The organism is Nocardioides ginsengisegetis, assembly GCF_014138045.1.
In the GTDB taxonomy this organism is placed as follows: Bacteria; Actinomycetota; Actinomycetes; order Propionibacteriales; family Nocardioidaceae; genus Nocardioides; species Nocardioides ginsengisegetis.
Genome location: NZ_JACGXA010000001.1, coordinates 1,668,697 through 1,681,041 on the forward strand (window position 1 = coordinate 1,668,697; position 12,345 = coordinate 1,681,041).

12 protein-coding genes are annotated in these 12,345 nt (G+C 63.4%); 9 read left to right on the forward strand and 3 right to left on the reverse strand.

Features of this window, described 5'->3' with window-relative positions:
* Nucleotides 1-319 precede the first annotated feature (319 nt).
* The 4 genes from FB382_RS07910 to FB382_RS07925 all read left to right on the forward strand — a co-directional run bounded on the left by FB382_RS07910 (nt 320) and on the right by FB382_RS07925 (nt 4,280).
* Nucleotides 320-1,363, forward strand: coding sequence for a sugar ABC transporter substrate-binding protein (locus tag FB382_RS07910; RefSeq protein ID WP_182538168.1), 1,044 nt, complete (start codon nt 320-322; stop codon nt 1,361-1,363).
* A 368-nt stretch (nt 1,364-1,731) separates the two neighbouring features.
* Nucleotides 1,732-3,039: a phenylacetate--CoA ligase PaaK gene (gene paaK / locus FB382_RS07915; protein ID WP_182538182.1), complete on the forward strand. Its 1,308-nt coding sequence runs from the start codon at nt 1,732-1,734 to the stop codon at nt 3,037-3,039.
* Between the two features lie 232 nt (nt 3,040-3,271).
* Nucleotides 3,272-3,727: a helix-turn-helix domain-containing protein gene (locus tag FB382_RS07920; RefSeq protein WP_182538184.1), complete on the forward strand. Its 456-nt coding sequence runs from the start codon at nt 3,272-3,274 to the stop codon at nt 3,725-3,727.
* A gap of 1 nt (nt 3,728) precedes the next feature.
* Nucleotides 3,729-4,280 carry a VapC50 family PIN domain-containing toxin gene (locus FB382_RS07925; protein ID WP_182538186.1) on the forward strand — a complete coding sequence of 184 codons (552 nt, stop codon included), beginning with the start codon at nt 3,729-3,731 and terminating at the stop codon, nt 4,278-4,280.
* Nucleotides 4,281-4,776: 496 nt separating this feature from the next.
* Here FB382_RS07925 and FB382_RS07930 read toward each other — a convergent pair whose 3' ends face one another.
* Genes FB382_RS07930 through FB382_RS07940 form a run of 3 tightly spaced genes read right to left on the reverse strand, consistent with a single transcriptional unit; the run spans nt 4,777 to nt 9,063 of the window.
* Nucleotides 4,777-6,582 (reverse strand): AAA family ATPase, encoded by a 1,806-nt coding sequence (locus FB382_RS07930; protein WP_182538188.1) that lies wholly within the window; start codon nt 6,580-6,582, stop codon nt 4,777-4,779.
* Complete coding sequence (locus tag FB382_RS07935; protein WP_182538190.1) at nt 6,575-8,062, reverse strand: hypothetical protein; 1,488 nt, start codon at nt 8,060-8,062, stop codon at nt 6,575-6,577. Before FB382_RS07935 ends, FB382_RS07930 begins: the two co-directional genes overlap by 8 nt.
* Entirely contained in the window at nt 8,059-9,063 is a 1,005-nt protein-coding gene (locus tag FB382_RS07940) for a hypothetical protein (protein WP_182538191.1), read from the reverse strand. The genes FB382_RS07935 and FB382_RS07940 overlap by 4 nt, the downstream gene beginning before the upstream one ends.
* A gap of 374 nt (nt 9,064-9,437) precedes the next feature.
* Here FB382_RS07940 and FB382_RS07945 point away from each other — a divergent pair, with 374 nt between their 5' ends.
* The 5 genes from FB382_RS07945 (at nt 9,438) to FB382_RS07965 (ending at nt 12,160) form a co-directional block, all read left to right on the forward strand.
* On the forward strand, nt 9,438-9,677 hold the full coding sequence (locus FB382_RS07945; RefSeq protein WP_182538193.1) for a DUF2188 domain-containing protein: 240 nt from the start codon (nt 9,438-9,440) through the stop codon (nt 9,675-9,677).
* A gap of 159 nt (nt 9,678-9,836) precedes the next feature.
* Nucleotides 9,837-10,058: a DUF2188 domain-containing protein gene (locus FB382_RS07950; protein ID WP_182538195.1), complete on the forward strand. Its 222-nt coding sequence runs from the start codon at nt 9,837-9,839 to the stop codon at nt 10,056-10,058.
* 113 nt (nt 10,059-10,171) lie between these two features.
* Nucleotides 10,172-10,453: a multiubiquitin domain-containing protein gene (locus tag FB382_RS07955; protein ID WP_182538197.1), complete on the forward strand. Its 282-nt coding sequence runs from the start codon at nt 10,172-10,174 to the stop codon at nt 10,451-10,453.
* Nucleotides 10,428-11,759: a ThiF family adenylyltransferase gene (locus FB382_RS07960; protein WP_246377124.1), complete on the forward strand. Its 1,332-nt coding sequence runs from the start codon at nt 10,428-10,430 to the stop codon at nt 11,757-11,759. The genes FB382_RS07955 and FB382_RS07960 overlap by 26 nt, the downstream gene beginning before the upstream one ends.
* The gene (locus tag FB382_RS07965) at nt 11,756-12,160 is read left to right on the forward strand and encodes a ubiquitination-like system serine protease family protein (RefSeq protein WP_182538201.1); all 405 of its coding nucleotides are present in this window, start codon (nt 11,756-11,758) and stop codon (nt 12,158-12,160) included. Before FB382_RS07960 ends, FB382_RS07965 begins: the two co-directional genes overlap by 4 nt.
* Nucleotides 12,161-12,345 lie beyond the last annotated feature (185 nt).

Consider the following 12,345-nt stretch of genomic DNA (forward strand, 5'->3'; position numbering starts at 1 on the left):
TCGAGGAGCCGAGGCCCCATCGGGTCGATGTAACTGAGCGCGCAGGCCGACTCTGGCGGTGTGGACGGCTCTTCCGTCGCCTTCTTCATTTTCGCACAGGGATGTGTCGCCTCAAGCGAGCCCTCGTCTTCGAGCGTTGGCCGACCTGTGATTCACAGATTGAGCTTGTGAACACGAGGCAACTGCGTGTTGGCCACGGCCAACAAACCGGCCTTAGCGTGATTCGCATCACGGGAAGGCTTGGCCACGAAATTCGCCGAACAGGCCCTGCTCGATCTACCAGGCGATTACTACTCATGAAGATCTGAGGAATGAGCACATGTTGTTTTCGAAGCGTCTCGTTGTGAAGCGGGCTGTGGTGTCGCTGGTGGTTTCTGGTTGTTTGGCCGTGTCGTTGGCCGGGTGTGGTTCTGGTGACTCGGCTGCCAAGGGTGGTGGTTCGTCTGCTGTTGGTGGTGGGGTGTCGGGCAAGGAGATCTACCTGGTTGGTGCGGGGGATGTGAACCCCTGGACGAAGGTCTACAACTCGGTGATCGTGAAGCGTCTGCAGGCGGAGGGTGCGAAGGTGACCTACCTGCAGGATCCGTTCGATCCGCAGATCGAGGTGCAGAACTTGGACCGGGCGATCGCGGCCAAGCCGTACGCGATCATGCTGCTCGGCCTGGACTATCGGGCGCTGACCCCGAGTCTGACTCGTGCCAAGCAGGCCGGTATCCCGGTGGTGAACATGACATCGCCAGCGACGCCGGCCGGTGAGCTGATGGCGCTGTCGGTGGAGTCGAACAACCCCGAGTTGGGCAAGTTCGCAGCCCAGAACGTGATCGATGGACTGGCCGCTCAAGGCAAGACCCAGGGCAATGTCATCGCGATCACCGGGACGGCGGGCACGGAGATGGCGAATCTTCGGATCGAGGCGTTCAGGAAGGAGCTCGCGACCGTCCCCGGGCTGAACCTGGTCGCCGTGGAGGACGGCAACTGGGACCAGGCGACGTCGCAGAAGATCGCGCAGCAGTTGTTCGCCAAGTACGCATCCCAGGGCGGGATCCAGGCCGCGTACGGGATGGCCGACAACCAAGCGCTAGGCATCATCCAGGCTGCCAAGCAGGCCGGGCTGAGTGTCGGTGGGGCTGATGGTCTGGTCGTGAGCGGCAGCAACTGCTACCAGGCTGGGCTGGAGGCGATCAAGGCCGGTGAGATGTTCGGTACGGGGACCCAGTCGCCCATCACGGAGGCGAACTTCACGGTCGATGAGGCGTTGAAGTTCTTCAACGGCGAAAAGGTCGAGACCACCCAGTACGCCCCCGAAGAGCGCATCACCAAGGACAACGTCCAGGACGCCATCGACGAAGGCATCTGCCCGTAAGTCCCACCCCGGCGTCGCCGTGGCGGAGCGTCTCGTACGAGTGGTTGATCTCCACGCTTGGGCACCTGTTCCAGCCGATGCAGATCGGGACTTCGTCAGTCGCAACCGCATCGTGGTCTCGACGCACACCGGCTACCGGTACGCGCAGGTATCGACCGTTAACCACGATTGACTTCCGCGGGGCCAGCACCATGGCGGCGCTGGGACCCTCTTCCAGGACTCCTGACCCGTGTACTCGACCTCGTCCTGACAGTGTCCCGTAGCCACTACGCCCAACAGCTCGCACTGCGCCTCGAGGCAATGAGCGACTCGTGTAGCTCCTCAAGGGCAACAGCGCCATCTCCTCAGGAAAGGCAGAGACGGAACAGATGATTCGACTCACCCCGAATCCGGACGAACTCGACCCGATCGAGCGAGCCTCCCTGGATGAGTTGCGGGCCGTTCAACTCGAGCGTCTTCAGTGGTCGGTACGACACGCCTACGACAACGTGCGTCACTACCGATCGGCGCTCGACGGTGCGGGAGTGCACCCGGACGACATCCGCGAACTGGACGACATTGCAAAGTTGCCCTTCACGACCAAGGCAGACCTTCGCGACAACTATCCGTTCAACATGTTTGCGGTTCCCCGGACTCAGGTGGCCCGTGTACACGCCTCGTCCGGGACGACGGGGAAGGCCACCGTCGTCGGGTACACGAAGGCCGACCTCGACATGTGGGCATCCGTGATGGCCAGAAGCATTCGGGCCGCCGGCGGTCGCTCGGGGCATGTCTTGCACAACGCCTACGGTTACGGCCTGTTCACCGGAGGTCTCGGGGCTCACGGCGGTGCCGAACGGCTGGGATGCACTGTGGTTCCAGTGTCTGGGGGCATGACCGAACGTCAGGTGCAGCTCATCACGGACTTCGAACCAGACGTCATCATGGTGACGCCGTCTTACATGCTCAACATCGTCGACGAGATGGAGCGTCAGGGTATTGATCCACGTACGACCTCACTCCAGGTCGGGATCTTCGGAGCTGAGCCGTGGACGAATGAGATGCGAGCTGCCATGGAGGAACGCCTCGACATCCACGCCGTCGACATCTACGGCCTCTCGGAGGTCGTGGGTCCGGGCGTGGCTCAGGAGTGTGTCGAGACCAAGGACGGCTTGCATGTCTGGGAGGACCACTTCTACCCGGAGATCATCGATCCGGTGACGGGCCACGTTCTGCCCGATGGCGAGCGCGGCGAGCTCGTGTTCACGTCCATTACCAAGGAAGCGATGCCGGTGCTGCGATACCGGACGCGGGACCTGACCCGTCTGCTCCCCGGTACAGCGCGGCCAATGCGTCGCATCGAGAAGATCACTGGTCGTACCGACGACATGATCATCCTGCGAGGAGTCAATCTCTTCCCGACCCAGATCGAGGGCCTGGTCATGACGGTTCCTGAGCTGACGCCCCACTTCGAGTGTGTCCTCGAGCGCAGCGGCAACCTCGACGCATTGACGGTTCGTGTCGAAAGGGAAGCGAGTGCGAGCCTCGACTCGACCAGGGCCGCAGGCTCTCACTTGTGCAAGCTCGTTAAGAACAAGATCGGCGTGACTATCGCCGTCGAGGTCGTTGAGCCCGGGGCCATTGAACGATCCGTTGGAAAGATGAAGCGAGTCGTAGACAATCGACCCAAGAAATAGCTGAGTCCCGTCTGCGCTAAGCACTGGGCTCACCACAGTTTCGATTGTCTACCGACAGGCGAGCGGAACACGTTGCTGTGCGAAACGCAAGACATAGGGGTTGACCCACTGGAGCGAACGCGTTCCGTAGGGCTATTGGGGGAGAGAGTAGGGGTAGATCTACGCCCCGAATTGAGCTATTGCGTTTGCTTCGAATATTGCGAATACTGGGGGCCTCAAGAGAGGAGACACCATGACCGCGTTGGCGCTCGCCCCCGTCCAGCCCGATGAGTCCGACATCAGCACCGCCGTCGAGGCGCTGCCGCACATCAAGGACTACCTCGCCACCCATCACGACAGCGTGATCCGCCTCGTCGTCTCTGACGACCCCGAGGAGACGCTCGTCGTCCCGCGCGGCGCCGTCGAGCTCCTCGCCCGCGTGCTCGCGCACATGGCCGCCGGACAGGGCGTCTCGGTCGTGCCCGCCCACGCCGAGCTCACCACCCAACAGGCAGCCGACCTCCTCAACGTCAGCCGGCCGTTCCTCATCGGCCTGCTCGACGCCGGCCAGATCGAGTACCGCAAGGTCGGCAAACACCGCCGGATCAAGGCCCAGTCACTGATGGCCTACCTGGCACGTGACGACCATGAGCGCCGCGAGGCCGCTGACGAGTTGACCCGACTGAACCACGAGCTGGGCCTGCTCTGAGGTGCCTTTCGTCGTCCTCTACGACGCCAACGTGCTCTACCGGAGCACGCTCCGCGACCTCCTGATCCGCGTCGCGCAAGCCGGACTCGTCCAGGCCAAGTGGACCGACCAGATCCTCGACGAGGTCTTCGACAACCTCACCGCGAACCGACCCGACCTCGACCCGGCGAAGCTGGCCCGCACCCGCGACCTCATGAACCGGGCCGTCCGCGACTGCCTCGTCACCGGCTACGAACCCCTCATCGACGCGATCGACCTGCCAGATCCCGACGACCGCCACGTGCTCGCAGCCGCGATCAAGGCCCGCGCCCAAGTGATCGTGACCAACAACCTCAAGGACTTCCCGCCCTCAACGCTCGAGACGTGGGACATGGAGGCGAAGTCACCCGACGACTTCATCCTCGACCAGATCGACCTCAGCCGCGAGGCGGTCTACAGCGCTGTCCAACGGATTGCCGACTCTCGTGAGAACCCGCCGGCGACGTTCTCCAACGTCCTCGCCATGCTCGAGCGCGACGGCCTGGTTGAGTCGGCTGCCGCCCTACGCCCCTGAAGCTCGGGGCGGTCCGCCCTGGGGCTCCTGAGCGGGTCAGGCACTCCTCTGCCCTGACCCTGCATCTGGGGATGGAGATCCGGACCTCGCGCGCACGTTGGCTGACTCTGGCTCAGGAGCTGCGGACGGACATTCGCCCAGAAGGGAGGAGTGGCTGTGGCGCTGTCCTCGGCCGCACCGTCGATGGCTCGACCAGCATGGCTGGGGCCACCAAAAGGGCGGACATCGGTGCGATCGCGCACCACCGGCGGCAAAGGACGCATGCGGCGACAGTCGTAGGCGACGGTATGACGCGGCTGACATTCCGGTCCTGGTCCACTCTTACTTCTCACCCGTACCTGGTACGCCAGAGTTCGCTGTGCGGGAAATCGGCCTTGTCCAGGCTTCACCGTGGCGGCCGAGCAGCCATTGCAACTGTTGGCAACTCCTTCGGACCCGGCAACCTTCGCGTTCGACTACCCGCGGTCAAGGCCCGTCGGCGGCATGACTTAATCAACTAGCCCGGAGCCGATGACCCGGACGCGTGTGACTGCCTGACGTCGACAAGGTGGACATGGTGACTGTCCCTAGCGCGGAGCTGTCGGGCGAGTGGGTCCTCGTATGTCGTAACGACTACCTGTCTTACGGAGCCGTCGCCTGCTGTGATTCTGGAGAGCATGTTCGCGACGTGGCGGCGGACGTCAGGGTCTAGATGTTCGAGGGGTTCGTCGAACCAGATGAAGTCCGCGACAGAGGTGAGATGGGCGACAACCAGACGGAGCAGGATGGTCGCACCCATCCCTTCGCCTGTGCTGAAGGAGTCGAAGGGGACGTCGTGGCCGTTGACTTGTCGCGTGATGGTGCCGTCCGCGCGTGTAGTGAGTGAGCCTCGGTCTGGGAAGAGTCCTGACCAGCGCTGGTTCACTTCGGTCGCGATCGGACTGACTGTGGTCTCAAGTACCTCGTCGAGGGTCGCCTGGGTCGTCTCGATTGCGACGCGCAGTTTGGCTTCGCGGCGGAAGAGGCGCTCGAGTTCACGCATTGCCTGGTCGGCGTATCGGGCGGCTTCCAGATCGCGCTGCGCCTGAGTGGCGTCAGCCCTGGCCTCGACGAGCGCGTCCATCACCTCGGTGACGGCAAGCCTGGCAGAGTCACGTTCGTCGTCCGCGAATGCGGTGGAGTCTTGGTGGGTCGGTTCGGCCGGGAGGGCCCGCATGCTCGCGAGGTCGTCTTGAAGCTCAAGGAGCTGGGTGCGCTGATCCGTGAGATGTGCCTCGAGATCCGCCAACTCGGCAGCGCGTTGTTCGAGTGTGGCGAGTTCGTTGTCGGCTTCGATGTGGGCGTTGTCGATGGTCTGGTCATCGAGGGGACGTCGGCAGACGGGGCAGTCGGCGTGGGACTCGTCGAGTCGTAGGCGATTAGCCCTGACGGCGTCGGCTTGGCTCGCGGCGACGGCGATGTCCACGCGTACGGTGCCGACTGATTGTTCGAGTGACGCAAGGGCGATTCGAATCGTCTCTTCGACAGCTGCCGCTGTGGTCCTTGTTCTCAACTTCTCTGAGGTTCTGCGGGCCAATTCTTCAAGTTCTGCGTGGCGGGCTTGGCTGGCGGCGACCCAACTTGCGTGCGCGTCTTGAAAACGGAAGTACTCGCGCACCCTCTCCTGCCGGACCTGTGCAGCTTCCAGCCGGACCGTTAGTCCCTCCACGCTGGCTTGGGTGTTTCGGACCAGTTGCGAGAGGTCGGCGAGCCGTTTCGCGCTAGCCGAGTTGGTCTGCTTGATGCCTCGGATCGCGCGTTCGTTTTCTCTCTTCAGGTGGTCGAGACGCGAAAGGGCGGAGCGGAGACCGTCGATGCCAAAGAGCCGACCGAGGTGGTTCTCCAGACCGAGGGTGTGCGGTTTGTCGTCGTCGCGGTTCGGGGCCGGCATGGTGAGCCGCGCGAGGAACGCAGGGTCGGTCTTGTACTCCGATGTGAGGAGCGCTGGTAGTTCCGCTGATGCCACGGCGGTGCCGTCGATGGCGATCTGGGGGCCTGGCTGAGTGTCCTTGCGTGTCCGTGGGCGGGTGATGGGCCGGGCGATCGTGAGGACTCGCCCGCTCGGAAGAATTAGTTCGACCGTGGCTTGGGCAGAGTCTGCCCCGACCCGGATTGCTGATTCAGGAGTGGGGCCGAGGGTGCCGAAGAGCGCCCAACGGGCGGCCTCAATCATGGATGTCTTTCCGACACCGTTGGTGGCGACAACGAAGGTCACACCCTCTTTGAACTCGATCTCGACGTCGGCGTAGTTGCGCCAATCGCGGAGCCGGAGAGTCTTAATCATCGGGCTCCTCCAGATCGAGTTCGGCGATAGCTGCGTCGAGGTTTGTGTCCGATGCGGCGGCGGCGACAAAGCGAGCGACGGCGGATTCGGTTGTTGGGTCGAGCTGCCAACCGCTTAGCTTCTCGGGGGTCCGGGCGCGGCTGCCCTCTGTGCGTACACGTGACGCGGAGTCGAGTGCGTGTCGATGGGCGGCGTCGTGGACGTTGATTCCGTGAAGCCGTGGCTCGGAGCCGTCCAGCACCTCCCACGCCACAATCGCTCCGTCGAGGTACTTGGCGAGTGTGTCGACGAGCCCGAAGCCACTGATGGTGAACATCGGAGTGGACGTCTCCCCGGCGGGCAGGTTGATCCCGGTGCGCATGTGCGCTCGAGTGAGAAGTACCGACTCCCATTCGTTGCTAGGCGCATCGCTCGGGACGGAGACGACAACTGCATCTGCGTCCCCTTCTATGCGAGTGAGCGGCTCAAGTGCTTCGAGGATCGGCGAAAGGTCGAACACTCGACCGGGATCGCGGTGTCTGTTCGCGACGACCGCCAAGACCGTGGTGTCGAGGTAGAAAGCCTTAAAGAAGGACTCCAGCGTCAACTCGTTGACGTGCTGTGACATCCGTTGAGTCCGATGGCATCGCACACCAAAGATACGTGCTTCGAGCTCGTCCCCAACCATCTCGAAGCGGCGCTGCCAGAACCCGTCGGGTTCGGGATCCACGGTGGCGGCGCGTTCCACACCTGACTCAGTAGTGGACTGGAGACCCTGCCGCCCGTCAGATGCCTCGATGACGTCCGGCTGGCCGTCCCAGACCGCCGGATTCAACAGGAGCAATTGGTTGTGGAGCTCGTCGCGGTCGACTTTCGCTGTCGCGGAGTTCCACTGGTCGCGGTCAGCGAGCGTGACTCCTGTTGGTAGCCGGTGCTCGCGGGTAGCGAGGATGACCTCTTCAACCTCAGCTCGTAGGTCTATGACGTCAAGACGGTTGATGAACGCGTCGACGTGAATGTGGGTTCGTAGGGACACCAGTGCCAGCGCGCCGATGCCTAGAACGGTTGCGTCGGGTTCTATTGGGATCGACGTCTCGTCGGCAAGAGAAATATCGAGCGCGACAGGGACCACTTCGACTGAGTGGGTCCCGACGATGTCTCGAACCCACACGAGTAGGGCTTCATCTTGTCCGGCGCGCCAGAGTTCTCCTACAGCGGGCCGTAGGTCCGCCGTGTGCGTCGACTGCATCGCTTGCAGAAGTCGTGTTGAGACCAGGGGAGTGTCGGACGAGAGTCGTGCAGCCAGTGCGAGAGAGGGCGGCGGAAGGTCCTCGCTTCGCTTCAGGCGGTTCATCCGGAGCTTGCAGACAGCGCATCGTGACAGGTGGCGCGCCGCAGCAGGGCTGAAGTCGTCGTGGTCGTTGGAGGCGAGATCGCCCGTGTGGTTACGCGCGGCCGCAAGTTCGCGAGAGGAAAGATGGGGACTGTCGTTCATCGTCACCCTTCCGTCCTTGAGTCAGTACTGGTGAGTTCTTGAGACGTCGGACCAAGTTCGTTCGTCCAGTCACGAAACCAATCGGAACACAACTGATCGAGATGATGTAGTGCCCCGCGGGCGTCGTCGTAGGCTGCGAGCAATCTGGCGAACTTTGCATGTAGCGCCATCTGCATGGTGGCCGCGCGTGACTTGCTCATTCCGAGAAGGTCACCCAACTCGCGCACGGTCGAGCCCTGGTTGGCATGGAGGATCCGTTCGTTGTCGTCGAGGCGGTCAAAGACCTGGACCGCGATGTCACGATCTTCGACCTCTGTATCTGGTGCCGCGTTCGGATCGGGCGGCTCCAATCCGATCTCCAACATTGGGTCGAGGGCTTCTTCTGGCAGAACCCGGCGGACGTCGAGCCGTTCCGCGACGGCATGTGCGATGTCGGCCGCGGACACGGAGCCGTCAGCAGCGGACAGAACTGCGTGGATCATGTCGACGAACGATGCCCGGTCAGCGGCAGGAGCGTCGCGCGTCTCGCTCGACCATGCGGGCACAACGACCCTTACCTCCTTGAGGGCGGCAGACAACGCGCTTGCCGGCGCAGTTGACGGATCAATTAGACCGCCGGCAAGGCGCCAACGACGTGGGTTGGCGGCCGCGACCTCGAACGATGCATCTGCCTCGGCTACCTCGTTGATGCGACGGACGAGCTTCCCGATGTCAGTCCTTCTCGCTTGATCCCGCAGGAAGTTCTGGACGTAGGTATCGAGCAGACGCTCGAAGGAGGCTTGGCAGGTGGCCGAGACGAGGAGCGCCGTGATGCGCTTCTTCCCACCAGGGCCGTAGAGAAACTCATGGGCGGTCTCGTAGACGGCGTCGTCGTCTGCCCACGATCGATACCCGGCCGGCGCCGGGAAGTTCCGTGAAGTTGCGACGCTACGGACCGCCCCATAGAGCAGCCGGGCGAGTTCGTCATTCCACTGGCCGGTCCTTGAAAAGTCTTCGAACGCGCTCACCCGGCCACTCCGACGGTCAGCAGGCAGCGGCCGCGTGGCGAATCGGAAACCAAGCCGATACGCCTGCCCGTGCCCAACTCCATCGTCCTCCCCGTAGCGGCACCGCTAGCCCGTTCCACCCGGCCAGCCCTGTTGCTTCGCGTTCCAGCGCTATGACTGGCCTCACCGTAGCGAGAGATGGCCCCGCTCTCTCGGCGGCACTCGCCGTATCAAGTGAGGAATCTGGCGAGCATGAGTGCGCCGCAGGGGTCGACCATCGAACGGCTCTTTGAACCGCTTCGACCCGGTCTGCGCGGTCCCTGGACAGATCCGGACGGTTCGACGTCCCACCAGGACGTACCCGAGACAAGCCAAGCGCCCCAGGGAGAAGAACGATGACCGGTCCGAACAAGCGCACAGTGCAGAAGCGCCCCGACGGGAAGTACGAGGTCGTGAAGCCGGGAGCGAGTCGCCCGTCCGCGGTGACCCGAACCCAGGCGGACGGGATCGACCGCGCCCGCACGATCCTCCGCAACGACGGAGGTGGAGAGCTCGCCGTCCGTGCCGGCGACGGCACGATCCGTCGCCAGGACACGATTCCTCCGGGGAACGACCCGCGCAGCAGCAAGGGTTGATCGTGGCGCCGAATCTCGTGCCGCAGGGCACCGCGTCCGGGCGGATCAGAACGCCGGCGCGGGCGCTGGACAGGATCCAACGGTCCGACGTCTGACATACGTGAACGCCTGCTCCCCGCCCGGGGCACGCACGACGGCGTCCGACATCAAGGAGGAAAGATGGCACGGAAGATCTACTGGGTTCAGTTCGTCTCCCAGTCATGGGCAGTACGTCACTCGCAGCAGACCCTCAGCACCCACGTGCTCAAAGACGACGCGATCACCGCGGGCGTCAAGGTCGCGAAAGCGAACCAACCCAGCTCGCTCAAGATCTGCCGGAAGGACGGCACGATCGAGGACGAGCGAACGTACGGCAACGACCCCTACCCGCCCAGGGGTTGACGTCAGAGGGGGGTGCCCGCGTCTGCGGACCAAGTGCGCCGCGGACACGGGCACCCCGCGGACAAACCATCCGAACACCAGGTCCAAAGGACCACGACGAGAGAAGTACAGCGATGACAGCAGCGACTCAGGAACAGGGCAAGAAGAAGGACAAGCAGTTCGAGGCCGTGATCAACGGCACCGAGACACCGCTGGACCACGACGTGCTGACGTACGAGGAGCTCGGGCAGCTCGCCTACCCGAACCACGACCCGGAGGCGAAGTTCACCGTCACCTACCGCAACGCCGACCCGTCGCACGGCGGCACTCTCAACGGCACGCTCGTCGCCGGCGAGTCCGTCACCATCAAGAAGAAGGGCACCACGTTCGATGTCCGGCTCACGACTCGTTCGTAACAGCCCCGACCTTGCCCGTCTGGTGCAGGACGGCTTCGCCGTCCGCATCGTCAACGGGTTCCTCGTCGTGGACGACATCCCGTACGTGGATGACGCTGCTCAGGTCCAGTGGGGTTCCTTCCTCTGCCCACTGGACCTGAGCGGCACCACCGCGGCGCGGCCGACGACGCACGTCATGTGCTTCGTCGGGGGCGTGCCGCGGGAGCGGAACGGCCAGCCGATCAAGGACTTGGTCAACGACAGCGTCGAGAAGTGGTCTGCGAGCGCGGACATCACCGCAGCCTGTGGCTTCTCGCAGAAGCCGGAAGGCGGGTACGTCGACTTCTACGAGAAGGTCACCTACTACACGGCCATGGTCATCAGTCCAGCGCAGGCGGTCGACCCCTCGGTGAACCCGTACACCTACAAGCCGATCGAGTCCGACGAGGACGACGGTGTCTTCCTGTACGTCGACACGTTCTCCAGTCGGGCCGGCATCACCGAGTTGAACGACCTCCTTGCACTGGAGAAGGTCGTCATCGTCGGACTTGGCGGAACCGGTGCGCACCTGCTAGACGCGCTTGCGAAGACCCCGGCGCTCACCGTCCACCTTTACGACTCCGACTTCTACCGCACCCACAACGCGTTCCGTGCCCCGGGGGCGGCCAGTCTCGAGGACCTCCAGGCAGGGCTGACGAAGGTTGAGTACTACACCCGCATGTACTCGGTCATGCGGCGCGGCATCGTCCCTCACCCTGTCAACGTCACCGCTGACAACGTCAGCGAGCTCCTCGATGCCGGCTTCGTGTTCCTCGCCATGGACACAGGGCCCGACAAGAAGACGATCGTCGACGCGCTCACCCAGCACGGCATCCCGTTCATCGACTCTGGTGTCGGCCTCAGCAAGGACGCTAACGGAATCGCGGGCCAGGTCCGGATCACGACCTCGACACCGGGACGCAGCGCCCACATCACCCGGGACGAGCTGATCTCATACTTCGCCGGCGAGGACGCTGAATACGACACCAACCTCCAGGTCGACGAGATCAACGCGCTGACCGCCAACCTCGCCATCATCCGCTACAAGAAGATCCTTACCTTCTACGCCGACATCGAGAATGAGCACCACACCGTGTTCGTCGTCAACTCCGGCGACCTGCACCACCGTTACGGCGTCAGTGACCTCGTACGTTGCGAGGACGGCGACCAGCATGAGGTTGCCGAACACGATGACGATCTCGAAGGTCTCATCGACCATGTGATCCAGGTTGAGGCCATCCACGAGGAACGCGTCGCCGACACCGACGTCGACGGTGACGTGGCATGAAGGCGACAACCCTGAACACCGTCTTCACCAAGTCCATCCCCGCCGTCCCGGAGGCAGAGACCCTCTACGTGTCGATGGACTACCAAACCGCCGTCCACCTCTGCGCCTGCGGATGCGGAGCCAAGGTCGTCACTCCCATCGGACCGAACGACTGGGTGCTCACGTTTGACGGCACCGTCACCCTCTGTCCCTCGGTCGGTAGCGGACAGCAACCGTGCCGGTCTCACTACTACATCCGTCACGACCGCATCGACTGGCTGCCGAAAATCTCAAAGGCCGCAACCAAAGCTGCGCTGGCACGGGACCACGCTGTGCACGATCGGACGCCCGAAGTGTCGACGATCCGCGAGCCCTGGTGGCGGCGCGCGTGGAGCAGGTTCAAGCCCAGCGGTCTGGACTGAGCTGACCTGAAGGCCACCCTGACACCCTGCGTCTATGTGGGCGGGAGGACGCGCCTGCGGATGGAGACACAGACTGGTTCCGCACCTCTCGATGACGGTTCCGACGGATTCAGATCGGGTCCATTTATTGTCCAGAAACCCCCGGTGCATCTCGGCAGTCGTCGGGTATGGTGAGGATCGTCAGA

What these genes read in the sequence shown, in the direction of transcription:
- FB382_RS07910 (WP_182538168.1), top strand. Translation starts at nt 320, where the DNA reads ATGTTGTTTTCGAAGCGTCTCGTTGTGAAGCGGGCTGTGGTGTCGCTG.
- paaK (WP_182538182.1), top strand. Translation starts at nt 1,732, where the DNA reads ATGATTCGACTCACCCCGAATCCGGACGAACTCGACCCGATCGAGCGA.
- FB382_RS07920 (WP_182538184.1), top strand. Translation starts at nt 3,272, where the DNA reads ATGACCGCGTTGGCGCTCGCCCCCGTCCAGCCCGATGAGTCCGACATC.
- FB382_RS07930 (WP_182538188.1), bottom strand. Translation starts at nt 6,582, where the DNA reads ATGATTAAGACTCTCCGGCTCCGCGATTGGCGCAACTACGCCGACGTC.
- FB382_RS07945 (WP_182538193.1), top strand. Translation starts at nt 9,438, where the DNA reads ATGACCGGTCCGAACAAGCGCACAGTGCAGAAGCGCCCCGACGGGAAG.
- FB382_RS07950 (WP_182538195.1), top strand. Translation starts at nt 9,837, where the DNA reads ATGGCACGGAAGATCTACTGGGTTCAGTTCGTCTCCCAGTCATGGGCA.
- FB382_RS07955 (WP_182538197.1), top strand. Translation starts at nt 10,172, where the DNA reads ATGACAGCAGCGACTCAGGAACAGGGCAAGAAGAAGGACAAGCAGTTC.
- FB382_RS07960 (WP_246377124.1), top strand. Translation starts at nt 10,428, where the DNA reads ATGTCCGGCTCACGACTCGTTCGTAACAGCCCCGACCTTGCCCGTCTG.
- FB382_RS07965 (WP_182538201.1), top strand. Translation starts at nt 11,756, where the DNA reads ATGAAGGCGACAACCCTGAACACCGTCTTCACCAAGTCCATCCCCGCC.